11 protein-coding genes and 1 pseudogene are annotated in these 17,407 nt (G+C 73.5%); 6 read left to right on the plus strand and 6 right to left on the minus strand.

The window, feature by feature from the left end; translation table 11 throughout:
• The first annotated feature begins 282 nt into the window (after positions 1-282).
• Positions 283-1,686 carry a cellulase family glycosylhydrolase gene (locus Sfr03f_RS07705; RefSeq protein WP_170145041.1) on the plus strand — a complete coding sequence of 468 codons (1,404 nt, stop codon included), beginning with the start codon at positions 283-285 and terminating at the stop codon, positions 1,684-1,686.
• Between the two features lie 139 nt (positions 1,687-1,825).
• Here Sfr03f_RS07705 and Sfr03f_RS07710 read toward each other — a convergent pair.
• The 5 genes and pseudogenes from Sfr03f_RS07710 to Sfr03f_RS07730 all read right to left on the minus strand — a co-directional run bounded on the left by Sfr03f_RS07710 (position 1,826) and on the right by Sfr03f_RS07730 (position 8,372).
• Positions 1,826-2,862: pseudogene (locus Sfr03f_RS07710) on the minus strand (aldo/keto reductase).
• A gap of 95 nt (positions 2,863-2,957) precedes the next feature.
• Positions 2,958-3,782, minus strand: coding sequence for an NADPH-dependent oxidoreductase (locus tag Sfr03f_RS07715; protein WP_108952903.1), 825 nt, complete (start codon positions 3,780-3,782; stop codon positions 2,958-2,960).
• A 77-nt stretch (positions 3,783-3,859) separates the two neighbouring features.
• On the minus strand, positions 3,860-4,954 hold the full coding sequence (locus Sfr03f_RS07720) for an LLM class flavin-dependent oxidoreductase (protein ID WP_108952904.1): 1,095 nt from the start codon (positions 4,952-4,954) through the stop codon (positions 3,860-3,862).
• 750 nt (positions 4,955-5,704) lie between these two features.
• On the minus strand, positions 5,705-7,303 hold the full coding sequence (locus tag Sfr03f_RS07725; RefSeq protein WP_108952905.1) for a M48 family metallopeptidase: 1,599 nt from the start codon (positions 7,301-7,303) through the stop codon (positions 5,705-5,707).
• Positions 7,304-7,547: 244 nt separating this feature from the next.
• Entirely contained in the window at positions 7,548-8,372 is an 825-nt protein-coding gene (locus Sfr03f_RS07730; protein ID WP_108953521.1) for a VOC family protein, read from the minus strand.
• A 232-nt stretch (positions 8,373-8,604) separates the two neighbouring features.
• Here Sfr03f_RS07730 and Sfr03f_RS07735 point away from each other — a divergent pair, with 232 nt between their 5' ends.
• The 5 genes from Sfr03f_RS07735 (at position 8,605) to Sfr03f_RS07755 (ending at position 15,815) form a co-directional block, all read left to right on the plus strand.
• Positions 8,605-9,138, plus strand: a complete 534-nt coding sequence (locus tag Sfr03f_RS07735; RefSeq protein ID WP_108953522.1) for a 2'-5' RNA ligase family protein — start codon at positions 8,605-8,607, stop codon at positions 9,136-9,138.
• Between the two features lie 77 nt (positions 9,139-9,215).
• Complete coding sequence (locus Sfr03f_RS07740) at positions 9,216-11,741, plus strand: DUF4132 domain-containing protein (RefSeq protein ID WP_108952906.1); 2,526 nt, start codon at positions 9,216-9,218, stop codon at positions 11,739-11,741.
• The gene (locus Sfr03f_RS07745) at positions 11,729-12,121 is read left to right on the plus strand and encodes a hypothetical protein (protein WP_108952907.1); all 393 of its coding nucleotides are present in this window, start codon (positions 11,729-11,731) and stop codon (positions 12,119-12,121) included. Before Sfr03f_RS07740 ends, Sfr03f_RS07745 begins: the two co-directional genes overlap by 13 nt.
• Before the next feature lie 232 nt (positions 12,122-12,353).
• Complete coding sequence (locus tag Sfr03f_RS07750; protein ID WP_218028131.1) at positions 12,354-13,556, plus strand: MFS transporter; 1,203 nt, start codon at positions 12,354-12,356, stop codon at positions 13,554-13,556.
• A gap of 153 nt (positions 13,557-13,709) precedes the next feature.
• Positions 13,710-15,815 (plus strand): restriction endonuclease, encoded by a 2,106-nt coding sequence (locus Sfr03f_RS07755; RefSeq protein ID WP_108952909.1) that lies wholly within the window; start codon positions 13,710-13,712, stop codon positions 15,813-15,815.
• A 95-nt stretch (positions 15,816-15,910) separates the two neighbouring features.
• On the opposite strand, the gene Sfr03f_RS07760 is transcribed toward Sfr03f_RS07755, so the two are convergent.
• Positions 15,911-17,281 carry an SMI1/KNR4 family protein gene (locus tag Sfr03f_RS07760; RefSeq protein ID WP_108952910.1) on the minus strand — a complete coding sequence of 457 codons (1,371 nt, stop codon included), beginning with the start codon at positions 17,279-17,281 and terminating at the stop codon, positions 15,911-15,913.
• Positions 17,282-17,407: the final 126 nt, after the last annotated feature.

Below are 17,407 nucleotides of genomic sequence, written 5' to 3' on the forward strand. Positions count from 1 at the left end.
GTTCCCCGGATGTACGTCCACCGGCTCGCCCCCTCATACCCGGCCGGGCCCACCATTTTCCCATCCGCGCCCGGCCCGTCCAGGGCGCTTCCGGACAAAGAGCGACGTCGTCCATTCCGCGGCGGCTCCGGGGGCGTGGAGGCGGTCGGTGTCGGTGACGTCTTCATGGTCAAACATCTGTACGCACCTCGACGCGCCGGTGTACGGTCTCGCCTCGACGGGCCATTGGGAGCGCTCCCATCCCGTTGTCGCCGCTTCCCCCCACATACGAGGAGATACGCCTTGAAACGCTTGACAGCCTTATTGGCAACCTGCGCGACCGGTCTGGGGCTCATCGCGCTGAGCGCTCCCCAGGTCTCGGCCGCCACCGGCTGCAAGGTCGACTACACGATCACCAGCCAGTGGCAGGGCGGCTTCCAGGCCGGCGTGAAGGTCACCAACCTGGGCGACCCCGTCACCGGCTGGAAGCTCACCTTCGACTGGCCGGACGCGGGTCAGAAGGTCGTCCAGGGGTGGAACGCCACCCTGTCCCAGTCGGGTTCCACGGTCACCGCCGCCCCGGTCGACTGGAACCGCACGCTGGCCACCGGGGCCGCGGCCGACGTGGGATTCGTCGGCTCGTTCACCGGCGCCAACCCCAAGCCCACGTCCTTCAAGCTCAACGGCGTGACCTGCACGGGCTCCGTGGACCAGTCCCCGACCACGCCGCCGCCCACCGACCCGCCGACCAGCCCGCCGCCCGCGAACGGCACTCCCGTGGGCGTCAACGGGCAGCTCCGCGTCTGCGGCGTGAACCTCTGCAACCAGTACAACCGTCCCATCCAGCTGCGGGGCATGAGCACGCACGGCCTGCAGTGGTTCAGCAAGTGCTACAACACGGCGTCCCTGGACGCGCTGGCGAAGGACTGGAAGGCGGACCTGCTGCGGACCGCCATGTACGTGCAGGAGGGCGGCTACGAGACCGACCCGTCGGGCTTCACCAGCAAGGTGAACAGCCTCGTCGACATGGCCGAGGCCCGCGGCATGTACGCGATGATCGACTTCCACACGCTGACCCCGGGTGACCCGACCTACAACCTCGACCGCGCCAAGACGTTCTTCAAGTCCGTCGCGACCCGCAACGCCGCCAAGAAGAACGTGATCTACGAGATCGCCAACGAGCCCAACGGCGTGAGCTGGGCGACCATCAAGAGCTACGCCGAGCAGGTCATTCCGGTGATCCGGGCCGCCGACCCGGACGCCGTCGTCATCGTCGGCACCCGCGGCTGGTCCTCGCTCGGCGTCTCGGACGGCGCCGACGAGAGCGAGATCGTCAACAACCCGGTGAACGCGACCAACATCATGTACGCGTTCCACTTCTACGCCGCCAGCCACACGGACAGCTACCGCACCGTGGTGAACCGGGCGGCCACCCGTCTCCCGCTGTTCGTCACCGAGTTCGGCTCGGTGACCTACACCGGTGGCGGGGCGGTGGACCGGGCGAGCACCACGGCCTGGCTGGACCTCCTCGACCGGCACAAGATCGGGTACGCGAACTGGACGTACTCCGACGCCGACGAGGGCAGCGCGGCGTTCAAGCCGGGCACCTGCAACGGCACCGACTACAGCAGCAGCGCCGTGCTGACCGAGTCCGGCGCGCTGATCAAGAGCCGGATCAGCACCGCGGACTCCTTCCCCACCAGCTGACCGTCGGCGGGCTCCGGCCGGACCGGAGCCCCGCCCCGGGGCGGTGACGCGCCCTCGCGGCCCTGGACCGCACGCTCGCGGTCCAGGGCCGCGCTCCCGTCGGGTGCCTGCGCCGGCAACGCCGAGGGCGCACCGCCCGTCAGGCGGTCAGGCCCGTCCCGTGCACCCCGTACTCCTCGAGCACGGCGAGATCCTCCTCGGTGAACTCCGGGCCGCGCAGCGCCGCCAGGTTGTGGTCGAGCTGCTCCTTGGAGCTGGCGCCGATCAGCGCCGAGGTCACGGCCGGGTTGCGCAGCACCCACTGCAGGGCGAGCTGGGCCAGCGACTGGCCGCGGTCCTGGGCGAGCTTGTTGAGCCGCGCCGTGCGGTGCCGGTAGGTCTCGTCGATCTGCTCGGGCTTCAGGAAGTCGCTGTTGCCGGCGCGGGAACCCTCCGGGATGGTCTCCAGGTACTTGTCGGTGAGCAGGCCCTGGGCAAGCGGTGAGTACACGATGAGGCCGAAGCCCTCCCTGACGGCCAGGTCGGCGAGACCGTTCCGGTCGATGCCGCGGTCGTAGAGGGAGTAGCGCGGCTGGTGGACGAGCAGCGGCACGCCCTCGGCCGGGAGCAGCCGGGCGATGGCCTCGGCGCGGTCGGGCTCGTAGTTGGAGATGCCGACGTACAGGGCCTTGCCCGACCTGACGGCGGTGGCGAGCCCCCGGCGGTCTCCTCGAGCGGCGTCGTCCCGTCCGGCCGGTGGTGGTAGAAGATGTCGACGTAGTCCGTGCCGAGGTCGCGCAGGCTCAGCTCGAGCGAGGTCAGCAGCGCCTTGCGGCCGCCCCCGCGGAGGTTGGGGTTGGGCCCGAGGACGCCGCCGGCCTTGCTGGACAGGATCAGCTCATGGCGGTAGGGCGCCAGCTCCCGGCGCACCACACGTCCCAGGGTCCGCTCGGCGGCACGGTGCGGCGGGCCGTAGCGGTTGGCGTTGTCGATGTGGGATATGCCCAGGTCGAAGGCGTGCAGGATGATGTCGCGCTGGGTGTCGTAGGAGTGGTCGGTGCCGAACTTCTGCCACAGGCCCAGGGAGACGGCCGGCAGGTCGAGCCCGGACCGCCCGGTGCGGCGGTAGGGCAGGGAGTCGTAGCGGTGGTCGTCCGCCTTGAAGACGTCTTCGTAGTGCGGGTACTGCTCGCTCATCGCGCTCTCTCTCGTGGCTCGTGGCTGGTGTCGCTGCTGGTGCTGGTGCTGGTGCTGGTGTCGCGGGGGGCGGGGCCGACGTCGTGCTCCGGTGGTCAGCGGGAGGGCAGACCGCGGCGTTCGAGGATGCCGCGGAGCCTGTCGCGGCCTGCCATGGCGGCGGCGCCGGCGAGCCGGGCCAGGACACGCTCCGACCACGCGCCGGTGAGCCCGTGGGCGCGGTTGTAGGCGGCCAGGCGCTCGTCGTACGCGGGTAGACCGGCGTCGGCCTCGGAGGCGTTGTAGGTCTCGCGGTGCAGGACGGCGGTCTGGGGGAGGCGCGGCTTGACGCCGGCCACCTCGGTGGGGTCGGGGTGCCCGACCGCGAGCCCGAAGACGGCGACGCTGTGCGGCGGCAGTCCCAGTTCGTCGGCGAACTCCTCGGCGTGGTTGCGCACCGCGCCCACGAAGACCGATCCCAGGCCGAGCGACTCCAGCGCCACGACCGCGTTCTGGGCGGCCAGCGCGGCGTCGATGACACCGAGCAGGGTGGACTCCAGGTAGGCCGTGGCGTCGAGCGGCCGGCCGTTGCGTTCCGCCAGGCGGTGGTGGCGGTCGAGGTCGGCCACCCACACCAGGAACAACGGCGCCTCGGCGATGAACTCCTGCCGCGCGGCCAGGTCCGACAGCCGGCGCCTGCGTGCCGGGTCGGTCACCGCCACGACGCTCCACGCCTGCAGGTTCGAGGACGTCGGCGCCGACGACGCCGCGGCCACGACGGCCTGGAGCTCCTCCTCGGTGACGGGGGCGGGCAGGAACGCGCGCACCGAACGGTGGCGCAGCTGCTGCTCGATGACCGGAGAGGTCGCGCCGAGGACGAAGTCCGGGTCGCCGTAGCGGGCACCCGCCCGGTTGACCGCCGGGGAATCGGTGAGGGTCATGCGCACAGGCTCGCTTTCGCAGAGGAAGGAGGAGGAAGGAGAGGAAGGGAAGCGGGGGAGAGAGGCGGACGTGCAGGTCAGACGCTCACGGGGGTGCTCTCCAGGGCCCGAAGCTTGGGCAGCAGCTCGTCGCCGACGCGGATGATCTCCTGCTTGTAGGGAGTGTCCGACAGGACGAAGTGCGAGATGCCGAGCTCCCGGTAGCGCTGCAGCGCCTGGGCGACGTCGTCGGCGGAACCGACCAGCCAGGTGGTCCCCGCTCCGCCGCCGCCGACCGTGCCGGGGGCGGTGTAGAGGCAGGTGTCGAGCACGTCGCCGCGCTCGGCGAGTTCGAGCAGACGCTGCTGGCCCACCGCGGCCCGGCGCTCGCCTCCGACGGCCCAGCCGGGACCGTCCACGCCCCTCTGGGCCATGGCGGCCACCCGGGCCTCGGCGTCCCGCCACGCCTCCTCGGTGGTGTCGCGGACGAGGGTGGTGATGCGCAGACCGAACTCCAGCGGCTTGTGCCGGCGCTCCAGCCTGGCTTCCAGCTTCCGCAGGCGCTCGATGCGTTCGGCCAGGCCCTCCAGCGGCTCGCCCCAGAACAGCTGCACGTCCGCCTCGGCGGCCGCCACCCGCTCGGCGGGCTCGGACGCGCCACCGAAGTAGAGGGTGGGGTGCCGGTCGGGGTAGCCGTCGGGGTGCGGCACCACGGTGGAGTTCTCGACGGCGAAGTGCTCGCCCCGGTAGGTGACGTTCTCCTCCGTCCACAGGCGCCGGACCAGCTGGATGAACTCGCGGGTGCGCTCGTAGCGGTTCGCCGGATCGGTGTGGTGGTCGCCGTAGGCGGCGAGGTCGTCGAGGCCGCTGACGATGTTGACCAGCACACGGCCGCCGGTCAGGTGGTCCAGTGTGGCGGCGGAGCTAGCGAAGTGCGCGGGTTGCCAGTAGCCCGGCCGCACGGCGATCAGCGGCTTGAAGGTGGTGGTCCGTGCCGCCAGGGAGGCGCCCAGCGTGAACGTGTCGGGGCGGCCCCAGCCGGTGCCCAGCAGCGCGCCCTCCCAGCCGTGGCTCTCGGCGGTGCGGGCCAGGTCGGTGGAGTGGTCGAGGGTGCCCCAGCCCTCGTCCCGGCCTGTGTCGTCGCCGCGGTGGCCCGGCTCGATCTGGTTGGGGATGTACCAGAGGTAGCTCATGTCGGTGACCTGTTCGGTGTGGGTGCTGGTGGAGTGGATCGGGGCCGACCGGTTCCGTCCGCGGACAGGCCTCGGCGGCGCGCGAGCGACCGGGAGTTGTGCGGGGCGGGGACGCGCAGGCCGCGGCGCGACCGGGACGGCCGGTACGGGAGGAGGAACCGCCGGGTACGTGGATCCGCGGCCTGCGGAAAGGACGCACCGCGGCGTGCGGTGACGGCGACCGGAACGCGACATCGCGCCGGGATCACCGATGACGGGTGGTTCACTCCGCCCCGGTGAGCGTGCGGGAGCACGCGGCGGCAGCGGTGTGAACCAGGCGGAGCGTCACCGGAGTTCGCGGCAAGGAGGCGCCGTCACCCACGGGCCCGGACGCAAGGATCCGGACGACGGGGGAAGCGGGGCGAAACGCGATGGACGGACTAGCGGAAGCCGGCGATCGGCCGATGGGAACGGCCGACGGGAGGAACCGTCAGCGGCAGCGACACGCGCTGGTGGCGATCAACATGAAGTCAACCACTCGGCGGCTGGTCAACGGGGTCCACGGCATGAGCGAGAGATTGGCATCCGCTTGCGAGGCGGTCAAGGGCGGCCCACATGCCGAGACCTGCGCCGAAGTCGCGTGCGACGTGGGCAGGGGCCGAGCGGACGTTCCCCGCGCGGGGGGCCGGGGGGCACGCGGGGACACACGGGGGCACACGAGGGCCGGGGGAGCGGGCGACGGTGCGACAGGAAGTCGACATGCCGACTCGGCTACCTGACGGCGTCGTACTCCACTCCGGCCAGCAGGGACCGCAGGAGTGCGGTGTCGGGGGCGTCGGCGACGGCCGCGTCGAGAGCGTCGTCCATGCCGCGCGCCCACTCCTCGGGCAGGGCGAGGCCGGGGCGCGGTCCCGACCAGGCCAGGTCGGGGGTCGCCCGTCCGGCCCGGACCAGGCGCAGATCGACCAGACCGGCGAGGCCGTCGAGGACCTGGGGCCGGACGAAGTTGCGGGCGGAAGCTCCCGTCAGCCACGACGCCTGTTGCGGCTTGGGCATGCGGTCGGCGATCTCGCTCCACAACAGGCCCCGGTCGAAGGCGTCCAGGACTTCCTCCAGACCGGGCAGCGCCCCGTCCTCGACAGGGCCGGCCGGTCTGACGCCGCCGTCGCCCGCCGACTGCGCCCGCAATGCCCTGGCCGTGGCGACCAGCAACGGCCGGGCCCACCCCTCGGCGTCGGCGACGGCGCGGGCCATGACGAGAGCGTCCCAGCCCATGCGGGGCAGGGAGGAGACCTCCGGCCCCAGCGTGCACGCCTCCAGCGCCGTGAACACCTCCGCCGCCTCCCGCAGGAGGGTGAGCGCGGGCCTCGCGTCGTCCGGTCCGGCGACCCTGCCGTCCTCGGGCAACGCCTCGATCAGGGCGACGCGTTCGGCGATCGGCGGGTGCGAGTCGTACGCGTGGGGGCGTGGAAGGCGTTGCCCGGCGGACAGTTCGGCGAGGTCCTCGGACGACCGGCCCTCGATCATCCGGCGGAAGCCGCCGTACACCTCGCCCCGCTGCGGGAGGGCCCCCACCGGCTCGCCCATTGCGGCGTAGGCCGTCAGGTAGTTCTCGTAGGCGGCGTCGAGCACCGGCAGGGCGCGCAGTGCCGAGGCGGTCGCGTCCCGCCCCGCGTGCCGGGCCGCCGTCCGGTCGGCGGCGAGTTCCTGCTCACGGCCCACGGCCTGCGAGGTACGCAGGTACAGGTGGGCGTACTTGACGTACAGCATGCCCACCGCCTGATGGAACCAGGTGTCGCTCCGCCCGAACACGTCGACCGTGTGCAGCACGGCCGCACGCCCCCGCATGACGACGCCCCCGAGCCGGGTGTCGAGGTTGGCGTAGTGGCCGAACTCGTGGGCCAGCACGCCGCGGAGTTGCTGGACGGTCATGCCGACGACCAACGGCACCCCGATGTGCATCCGGCGCCGGCCGGGCAGCAGGCCCAGCAGCCGGCTCTCCTCGGCGACGGAGGCGTTCACCCGCGCGTCGAGGTACAGCTCGTCCGGCGGCTGTTCCCCCGTCGCCTCGGCGGCGGCCCGGACCAGTGCCCACAGCTCGGGCTGGTCGTCGGGCGCCACCGCGATCGCCTGCCGCTCCTCGCGCAGACGCCCGGCTCGCAGGAAGGCGAACATGCCCCGCACGATCGCCACGGCCAGCAGCAGGGAGGCGGTGAGGGCCGCGCCCTGCGCCAACGACCCCCGGGCGCCGGCCGCCCGCGTCACCAACAGCCAGTCCAGCCCTCCGATGGCGGCCAGGAGGACGAACCCCAGCAGGAAGAAGCCGGCCAGCAGCACGAAGGCGCGCACCACACGCAAACGGGAAACCATGGCAGCCCTTCCAGCTGTAGCCGTCACCCCCGACCGGGCTACCGCGCTCGCGGGATCCTACCCACAGGGCGCACCGCACCGGAGGCGCCCCTGTGCCACGAGGGTGGGGCGGTCGGCGGGCGCGGCAGGGAGGCCGGCGGTGGGAAGGGCTTCGGCCGGCCTCCGGACACTGTGCGCGGTGGTGAGCGGTGCGCGGACGCCGCGGGGGACGACCGGCTGCCGTCACGTGCGGCGGACGGCGGGCTCAGCCCTCGGCCGGGGTGAGCAGGACGAAGTCCGCGTTCGACGGGTCGAGACAGACGGCCATCCGGCCGACACCCTCCGCCGTCTCCGGCCCCATCTGCACGGTGCCGCCGTTCTCGGTGACCCGGGCGACCGCCGCGTCGCAGTCGGTGACGTTGAAGACGGGGTGCCAGTACGGCCGGCCGTGCGCCAGGCCGAGGTTCTCCATGCCCAGTTCCATGATGCCGCCGTGCATCCGCTCCTCGGGGAGCCCGGCAGGTGTGATCATGGTGTAGGTGCCACCACCACCGGGCATGGCCATGTCGCTGAACTGCCAGCCGAAGACGGTGCCGTAGAACTCCTTGGCCGCCGCCGCGTCCGTCGTGTACAGCTCGGTCCAGGACAGCGACCCCGGCTTGTCCACCAGCTCGACGCCCTTGTCGGTCCCCGGCTGCCAGACCGCGAACTGTCCCCCCAGGGGGTCGCTGTACTGCGCCATCCGGCCCCACTCGTCGAGGTCGGTCGGAGCCACCCGCACGGTGCCGCCCGCGCCCTCCACGGTCCGGGTGGTGGCGCCCGCGTCCGAGACGCAGTAGTAGATCATCCAGGCCGACCGCGCGCCCTCCTCGGTGAGCTTGCCGAGCCCCGCGACGATCTTGCCGTCCTTGCGGAACATGCCGCCCTCCATGGCCTCGGCGTCCTGGCCGCCGCCACCGCCCTCGCCTGCGCCCATGGGCTCGTAGTCCCAGCCGAGGACGGCGCCGTAGAAGGCCGCGGCGGCGCCCACGTCGGGCGCGCCGAGGTCGAGCCAGCAGGGGGAACCGGGGACGAAGTCGTTCGTGATCATGGCGAGGATTCCCTTCCGCAGATCGTTGACCAAGCCAGCCTGGCACGGGGCGGCGACGGCCGCCCTTCCACGCCCCCGGAGGAGTTGCCCGAGCACCACGGGCGTGCGGGACGGGAGGGACACCACCGGCGGAAGAACGAGCACCGGCACGGGTGCGGCGACCCGCAAGGGCGTCCCTGCGCGCGGCCACGCACGGGCGGACCCCGGCCCGCCCCGCGGGTACCCTGCGGTGGTGCGCACGGTCGAGCTCCTGTTGGACGAGTCGGCGGACCTGGCGGTCCGCGAGGCCTGGCGGCGGCTCGCGGACGCGGGGCTGCCCAGTCAGGCGCGGCACCGGTCCCCGACCAACAGCCCGCACCTCACCCTGGCGACCTGCCCGGAGCTGACCGCCCCGATCCGCTGGGAGCTCGCCGAGGTGGCCGCCGCCCTGCCGCTGCCGGTGCGGTTCACCGGGGTCATCCGCTTCGAACGCCCCACGTCTGTGCTCGCCTGGGCACTGGACCTCGACGCCGCGCTGGCCGGCCTGCACCGCCGGGTGTGGGAGGCGGTGACCGCGGACAGCCCGCCTCAGGCACTCAACCCCCTGCACGCCCCAGGGCGTTGGGTCCCGCACGTCACCCTCGGCCGGAGCCGGAGGCCCGGCGCCTTCGCCGGCCGCGGGGTGCGGGAGCTGCTGCCCGCGCCGCCGCTGCCGGTCCGGCTCACCACGCTGCGCAGCTTCGACACCGAGACCGGTGCCCTCGAGGTGCTGCGGGCCCGCCCCTGAGGACGAACACGGCGCGGTGGCCGGCAACCGCCCCCCGTGCCGGACCCGTTGTCGGTACCCCTTGTCATCATCCCGTCATGCTGCACGAAGCCCTGGCCGCCCAGGCCCGCCGGAACGACCCGCTCGACGACGTGAGGACCGCGGCCCTCGCCCGCGCCCGCGGACTCGTCGACCTCCTGGAGCGCCAACGGACCGAGCCCCGGTGGGACGCCTACGCGGCGTCGCGGGGAGCGGGGGAGTACGACCGCATCCTGGCGACACGCGCGGCCAACCAGGACGAGATCGACGGGTGGCTGGCGGCCTGCTCGGACGCGGAGGGCAGGGCCGCGGCCCTCTGCCTGCTGCTGGCATCCCGTTGCGTCGTCCCCGGATCCCGGGAGTACGAGGCCGAGGTCGTGACCGTGATGCAGCGGGTGCGGGGCTGGAGTCCGGAGGAGGTCGCGGTGATGCTGTCCTGCGCCACCGCGTCCGACACCGCCTACCGGTCCGCCGGCCCCTTGGGACCGGCCCTGGACGCGGCCGAGCGACTCGACGCCGACGGCTGCCGTGCCCTCGCCCCCTGGCTGCGGCACGCCCACACCCGGCTGATGAGCGGCGAGGCGCCCGCGCACCTGCGCGGTCCGCTCGGCAAGCGGCTGCGCGCCCTGCTCGCACGCGTGGACAAGGGGCTCATACCCGACGGACTGATCCCGCCGCACGCCCCGTGGGCCGCCGCGCTGCGCGACCGCGCCGAGGCGAGGCCCACGCCCGAGCTGGCCGAGTTCGTCCAGCACCTCGCCGCTGCGTCCGGGCCGCGTCCCTCGCAGCGCTGGCGGCGGACGTGCCGGGCCCTCGTGGAGGCGGCGTCGGCCGCGGAACCGGCGACCGCCGTCCTGCGGGCGCTGGCCGAGGACGAGCCGCTGTGCAGCCGGGCGCGCGGACCGCACAACGGGTGGATACCCGACGACTACCACTACCACTACCTCGTGCACCAGAACGACGGGGACCTGGCCCGGGGCCTCGTCTGGGCGGGCGCGATGGCCGGCGGGCCGGCCGCCGTGCCCCACCTCGGCGCGCTCGCCCTGCGAGCCGGCGGCCCCAGGTCCGCGGTGACCGAGGACCTCAAGCTCGCGGGCGCGGCGATCAACGCGCTGGCCGAGGTCGACGACCCGGCCGCGCTGGAGACCCTGTGGCGGCTGCGGTCGCAGATCAGGCACCGGGCCCTGGTCAAGCAGCTCGGCACGGCCCTGACGGCGGCCGCCGCACGGCAGGGGATCACGGCGGGCCAACTCGTCGAGCGGAGCGTGCCCCGCCACGGCCTGGAGCCCGACGGGTCGCTCGAGCGGACGCTGGGCGGACACCGGGCGCGCCTGTCGGTGGAGGACGCGGCGACGGTGCGGCTCACCTTCACGGCTCCCGACGGCCGGACCTCCCGTACGGCCCCCGCGGCGGTCAGGGACGGCTTCCCGGACGCGTTGCGGGAGACGAAGGCCCTCGCCAAGGAGGTGCGGGGAACGCTGTCGGCGGAGCGGTCCCGTCTCGAGGCCCTGATGTCGGCCGGGCGTGAATGGCCGTACGACGAGTGGTGCCGCCACTACCGCGACCACCCGGTCACCGGGACGATCGTCCGCGGGCTGATCTGGGAGTTCCAGGGCGTGGACGGCGAGTGGCGGGCGACGGCCCCGGCGGCCGAGCCACCGGGCGAGCCCGTGCGCGTCCGGCTGTGGCACCCGATCCTGGCGTCGGTGGAGGAGATCAGGGCGTGGCGGGAACTGCTGGTCGCCGAGCAGCTCCGGCAGCCGTTCAAGCAGGCCTTCCGGAAGATCTACCTGCTCACCCCGGCGGAGCAGGAGACCCGCCTCTACTCCAACCGGTTCGCCGCCCACATCGTCCACTACCCGCGGCTGTACGCGCTGTTCAAGGAGCGCGGCTGGCGGGCCAACTTCCTCGGTCCGTACGACGGCGGTTACTCCGGGGAGGCGTGGGGAGAGTTCGCCGACGGCGAGTGGCGGGCCTGCTTCCACCACGAGCACGCGGGCGGGGACGGCGGGGACCGTGGGACCGACTACGCCGCGACGGACCAGGTCCGCTTCGAGCGGCGTGACGGGCGGCGTTGGCGCGAGGTGCCGCTGGCGGAGGTTCCTCCGCCGGTGTTCAGCGAGGCGATGCGGGACGTCGACCTGTTCGTGGCCGTCACCTCGATCGCCGCCGACCCCGACTGGAGTGACCGGGGCGAGGACCGCTGGACCGGCTACTGGCGGACGGCCGCCTTCGGCGCCCTGACGGCCAGTGCCGAGGTCCGCCGCGAGACGCTGCGGCGCATCCTGCCCCGCCTGCGGATCGCCGGCCGGTGCTCGCTCGACGGCCGCTTCCTGGTGGTCCGGGGAGACCTGCGCACGTACCGGATCCACCTGGGGTCGGCCAACATCCTGATGGAACCGGACGACGCGTACCTGTGCGTCGTCCCCTCACCCGGCAGGGGCGCAGCCAAGGTGTTCCTGCCCTTCGAGGACGAACGGCTCTCAGTGATCCTCAGCAAGGCGTTCCTGCTGGCCGCCGACGCGAAGATCACCGACGAGACGATCCTCCGGCAGATCCAGCGAGGTGCCCGATGGCCACAGTGACGTTCCGGGACGAGACCGCGGCGGGCAGGCCGCTCACCGAGTGGGAGGTCACCGGGCTGCCGGGGACGATGACCGTACGGGAGCTGATCCGGCTGCGGGTCCGCGAGGAGGTGGCCCGGCACAACGCCCGTCCGGCCCACCGCTTCAACGGTCTGGTCCGCCCCGACGACGCCGAGACGGAACTGAACGGCTACCTCCTCCGGGAGCCCCGCCGCATCGACTGGGAACGCCAGGCCGAGACCGCCGAGCGCGCCTTCCTCGCCAACGGCTTCTTCGTGCTGGCCGGTGACCGCCAGGTCGAGGACCTCGACGAGGTCGTGGACCTCACCGCCGATCCCGACCTGGTCTTCATCAAGCTCGTCGCCCTCGTCGGGGGCTGAGTGGTTCGGTCGCGGCGTGTGGTGAGGGCCGGCCCGTCACGGGTCCGCGCGCGAGGGTGCACCCGTCGGTGCCGCGGGGTAGGGACTGGGCTGACGGGGCGTGGCGAACATCCGCTTGCGGAGCGGAAGTTGCCGCGTCGCGGCCGACGGCGGCTGCCGACGGCGGCGGCCGATGGCGGTTGCCGCCGACGGCGGTCCGAGGGCCGGAAGGAACCGAGTGGAGGGCGCAGCCGTGAGCCGTGACGACACGCGAAGGGGCGCTCTCCTCCGCGGACGGGCGGCCACGGCGCTCTACTTCCTGCTCTTCGGCGCCACCCTGGGCTGCTGGACCAGCCGCATCCCCGCGATCAAGGCCGACCTGGACCTCAGCGACGGAGAGCTCGGCCTCGCCCTGCTGGCGTTCGCCGTGGGCGCCATCGCGGGAATGCTGGGCCTGGGGCGACTCGTCGACCGCCGGGGCAGCTTCCGGGTCCTGGTCCCGACGGCGCTGCTGGAGGGCGTCCTGCTCGTCCCCACCGCGTTCGTGCCGTCCCTGGCCTCGCTCATCGTGGCGCTGTTCGTCTTCGGCACAATCCACGGCACGTTGAACATCGCGATGAACGCGAACGCGATGGAGGTCCAGCGGGCCTGGGGCCGCCCCGTCGTGACGTCCTTCCACGCCGTGTACAGCATCGGCGGCTTCCTCGGGGCCGCGGTCGGCGGCGTCTTCGCGCACCGGGACGTGAGCCCGGAAGCGACGTTCGCCGCGGTGGGCGCCGGCGTCCTGGTGCTGGCCCTGTGGGCGATCGCCTGGACCCTGCGGGGGGAGGCCGTCCCGCCGCCCGCCGCGGACACGACGCCCCGGGCCGGGGGCAGGCCCGGCGGTCGGCATCGGCTCGGCCTGCTTCTGCTCGGTGCCCTGGCCATGTGCACGCTGGTCGGAGAGGGCACGGCCGCGGACTGGAGCGCCGTCTACCTGGCCCAGAGCCTCGGCAGTACGCCCGCCTTCGCCGCCGCGGCCTTCGCGGCCTTCTCGGTCGCGATGACGGTCGGACGGCTGCTCGGCGACGGCCTGGCAGCGCGCTTCGGGCCCGTGCCGCTCGTCCGCGGGTGCGGGGTGCTCGCCTCGGCCGGCATGATCGCCGCCCTGCTGATCGGGCATCCCGTCGCCGCGGTCGCCGGCTTCGCCTGTCTGGGCGCCGGCATGTCCTGCATAGCCCCGCAGGTCTACATCGCGGCGGCCCGACGCGACCCGGCCCGCACCGGGGCGGCGCTGTCCCTCGTGGTCAGCCTCGGATACGTCGGGTTCCTCGTCGGACCCCTGGTGATCGGCGCGGTCAGCACCGTCACCGGACTGCCGACCGCCCTCGGCATCCCCGCGGTGCTCATCCTCCTGGTCGTCGTCGGCGCGTCGTCGCTGCGACCGGCGCCCCGGGGCGCCGACGCCACCCCGTGACGCGGCGACGTCCCGGGACCCGCCGCCCGGCCCGTCCCCTCCGCCCGGGTTCCGGGTAAGGTTGTCGCCCCGCGCCAGGCACAGGGGGCAACCGGATCCGGGGGGAACCGGCGGATCCTGGAGCGGAGTGCCGTGGGGAGGACCAAGCACCACATGAGTCGCCGTTCCACCGGAATCGTCGGTGCCTGGGCCGAGATCCAGCGCCAGCAGCAGCGCCAGCGGGAGCTCGAGGCGAGACGGCAGCAGGCCGCCGCCCGAGAGGCACGGGCCTACCAGCGTCGAGTGGCCCAGAGCCACCGGGAGTACCGGCAGGCCGAGGCCGGAAGACGCACGGCCGAACTCGACGCCCAGGTCGCCGGCCTGCAGGGACTGCTGGCCGCCGGACTCCGCGCCCCGGCCTTCCGCGCCGCCTCGCTGCGGCGGGCGGAGTCGGTGGAGCCCTTCGCCCCCGGCCCGCTCGCCCACCCCGTCCCGATGCCCGACCCCGCCGCCTACCAGCCGCAGAACGGCGGCTGGACGGCCGCCCGCCGTGCCCAGGCGGAGGCCGAGGCCCGGGCCCGCTTCGAGCACGACTGGTACGCGGCCCAGGCCGCCGAACAGCAACGGCAGCAGCAACTCACCGCCTACCGGCAGCAGTACGACGCGTGGGCACGGACCCAGCTGTCGGAGGTCCGACGCCACAACGAGGGGGTGGCGCAGGTGGTCGACGGGGTCCGCCGCCGCGCCCCCGAGGCGGTGGTCGAGTACTTCTCGGCCGCGCTCTACGCCTCCACAGCCTGGCCCGAGGGATTCCCGCGGCAGGTGTCCGCCGCCTACGACCCGGCCGCGGGCCAGCTCGTGCTCGACTGGCAGCTCCCCGGCTACGACGTCGTGCCCGCGGTGAAGGCCGTCCGCTACCGCTCCGGCACGGACGACGACCAGGAGACCGCCCGCCCCGTGACCCAGCGCCGCGCCCTGTACCGCGAGGTCGTCGCGCAGTGCGTGCTGCTGGTGCTGCACCACCTCTTCGCCGCCGACGAGTACGCCGCCCTGGACTCCGTCGCCCTCAACGGCTTCGTCGACGACAACGACCCCGCGACCGGCCGGCGTACCCGCATCCACCTCGCCACGGTCATGGCCCCGCGTGCCGCCTTCGACGGGCTCCATCTGGGACAGGTGGACGCGGTGAGCTGCCTGACCGACGCCCTGAGAGGGCAGCTCACCGCCCGTCCCGACCAGCTCACGGCCGTACGGCCCGGGCGCAGGCCCGAGGAGGTCGGTGCGCGCGTCGTCAGCCACGGGGGAGAAGAGGAACCCGACCTCTTTGCGATGGACCCGCTCGCCTTCGAGTCCCTCGTCGCGGAGCTCTTCCGGGCGATGGGCATGCAGGCCGTCACCACCCAGCGCTCCAACGACGGCGGTGTGGACGTCGACGCCCTGGACCCGACCCCCATCCGCGGCGGCAAGATCGTCGTCCAGGTGAAGCGCTACCGCAACACCGTGCCGCCCACCGCCGTGCGCGACCTGTACGGCACGGTCCAGGACGTGGGGGCCAACAAGGGCGTCCTGGTCACGACGTCGCGGTTCGGCCCCGGCTCCCACACCTTCGCCAACGGCAAGCCACTGGAACTGGTCTCCGGGCCCGAACTCGTCGACCTGCTCCACCGCCACGGGCTGTCCGGACGTCTGGGCGCGGCGGGCGCCGGTCCGACGCCCGCCCGCACGGGGCGCCCTGCCGCGCCCGCGTCCGCCCACGCGCCGGCGTCCACCCGCACGCCGGCGTCCGGCCCGTCGGACGACTACAACGTGCTGGCCGTGTCCTGGACCGGGGACGTGGCACTGGACGTGTGCGCCCTCGTCTGCACCGGCGACCGGGCGCTGAGCGAGGACCACTTCGTCTTCTACAACAACCCCCGCACCCCGGACGGCGCGGTCGCGGCCCTGGCCGCCACACCGCCCGACAAGGCCGCCGTCCGCGTCTCCTTCGACGCCGTCCCACCGGAGGCCGACCGCCTGGTCCTCGTCGCCGCCGTCGACCCCCACGCCGGCCAGGACGCGGACCTCGCCGCCTTCACCGACGCCCACGTGAGGCTGCTCGACCCGGGCCTCGCGGAGCTCGACCGCCTCGAGGTCTCGGACGGCCGCCCCGGGGAGACCGCGCTCGTCCTCGGCTCCTTCCGCCGCCGCGCGAACGGTGACTGGAACTTCGTCATCGGCGGCAAGGGCTACCGCGACGGACTCCAGCAACTCCTGCGGGACCATGGCATCGACGCCGAGTAGGCGGCACTCGCTGCGACGACCTGCCGTCGTGTCGCGGGCGGCGCCCCAACCGGCGGGCGAAAGGCCTGAGTCATGCCGGGCGGCTCTCGGCGTCCTTACGGGACCGCTCCCTCCAGCATCGTGATGCCGGTGATCGGGTCCCGGCCGAACAGGGTGAGGATCTCGTCGGCGAGGGCGATGGTGTGCAGGGGATTGTCCTGCGGCCGGTGGCCCTTGATGTCCGCGGCGAGGAGCCCGGTGGGCACGGCGCCCGCGTCGAGGAGGACGCGCCACTCCGCGTGAGGGAGAGCCAGGTACTCGAGACGGGTGAGCGCGGATATCTCCCGGGGGTCGGCAAGGGTGCCCGGATACGCGGACAGGGACCGCAGGCGGGGGAGGCCGAAGACCGGCGCGAGGCTGACGGGCTCCTGGTGCAGGACCCCGATGCTGAGGACCTCCAGGCCGGGGTGGGCGGCGGCCTCCACGCTGGGGACCGAGGCGTGATTGACGTGGGCGACGAGCGGTGGCCGGGTCGCCCTGCGGATCTGACGGCCGTCGTACCGGCGGTGGACGACCATGTCCGTGAGGGAGTCGGCGACCAGATCGGCGCCGATGTTCCCCTCGTGACCGATGATGATCACCTGCCCGACGTGGCCGTCCGGACCCGGCGTCAGATCGACGGCGAGACGGTCCCCGCCGCCGTTGTCGCCGAAGACGATCCAGCCCGGCGAGCCCACGAGCCCCTGCACGGCGTCCTCGGGCCACGTCTCGACCGCGTCCATGGCGCCGAACCGCCACAGGACATGCCGGGAGGCCGCGTCGGCGACGTAGACCTGGTCGAGGGGCAGGAGCTCGCAGCCGACGACGTCGTACGGATCCCGATCGTCGTACCGGTCCTCGTGGCGGCCCCGGACGGTCCGGTACAGGGTCGCCAACTCCGGTGGCAGCGCCACGCCCAGGCGTGCCTCCACCGCCGCCACCTCCTCGTCGGTGGCCCCTACCGCGTCGGGGAGCCGTTCGAGGAGGGTGCGCCGCAGCAGTTCCGGATCCGCGGACGGGGCCGGCGCCCTGTCCGGCACCGCCTCGGGCAGACGGCGCACCGGTTCGGGCAGTGCCCCGTCCGCGAGCAGGAGCGTGCCCGGGTGCGCGGACCCGATCCCCGGCTCCGCGGAGGTTCCCAGATCGATCACGTGAAGCCGGACACCACCGGGAGTGGAAGAGGCCTCCACGACGAAGGAGACCTCGTCGATCCCGTCCTCCACGAGCGCTGCGACGACGGTGGCCACGGCGTCGAACTTCTCCTGGTTGTCGGGGACCAGTGAGGCCTGCCCCGGCCTGGGACGCCGGTGCGGCAGCGGCACGCTCCACGCCCCGGGGCTGATCTGCCCCGACACGTGCCCGCCGGGCGCACCCAGTGTCTCCGCGTGGGCGGCGCGCATCAGGCGCAGCAACGGCTGCCAGGTGGCGAAGTCGTGAAGCGCGGGCATGAAGGGGCCTCCTCAACTCGTGCGCGGTGACTCCGCATTATGGGTGGGAGCGCCGACAGCACGGTGAGGGCGTCGGACGACCGACCTGGTCACGCTCGCACGGCCGGCCGGCTTCGCCGGGCGGCC

Origin of the sequence: Streptomyces fragilis (genome assembly GCF_003112515.1) — a bacterium.
Lineage (GTDB): Bacteria > Actinomycetota > Actinomycetes > Streptomycetales > Streptomycetaceae > Streptomyces > Streptomyces fragilis.

Bases quoted from the DNA above. Each gene is read 5' to 3' on its own strand.
- Sfr03f_RS07760 (WP_108952910.1), bottom strand. From the start codon at position 17,281: ATGCCCGCGCTTCACGACTTCGCCACCTGGCAGCCGTTGCTGCGCCTG.
- Sfr03f_RS07725 (WP_108952905.1), bottom strand. From the start codon at position 7,303: ATGGTTTCCCGTTTGCGTGTGGTGCGCGCCTTCGTGCTGCTGGCCGGC.
- Sfr03f_RS07755 (WP_108952909.1), top strand. From the start codon at position 13,710: ATGAGTCGCCGTTCCACCGGAATCGTCGGTGCCTGGGCCGAGATCCAG.
- Sfr03f_RS07715 (WP_108952903.1), bottom strand. From the start codon at position 3,782: ATGACCCTCACCGATTCCCCGGCGGTCAACCGGGCGGGTGCCCGCTAC.
- Sfr03f_RS07745 (WP_108952907.1), top strand. From the start codon at position 11,729: ATGGCCACAGTGACGTTCCGGGACGAGACCGCGGCGGGCAGGCCGCTC.
- Sfr03f_RS07720 (WP_108952904.1), bottom strand. From the start codon at position 4,954: ATGAGCTACCTCTGGTACATCCCCAACCAGATCGAGCCGGGCCACCGC.
- Sfr03f_RS07730 (WP_108953521.1), bottom strand. From the start codon at position 8,372: ATGATCACGAACGACTTCGTCCCCGGTTCCCCCTGCTGGCTCGACCTC.
- Sfr03f_RS07740 (WP_108952906.1), top strand. From the start codon at position 9,216: ATGCTGCACGAAGCCCTGGCCGCCCAGGCCCGCCGGAACGACCCGCTC.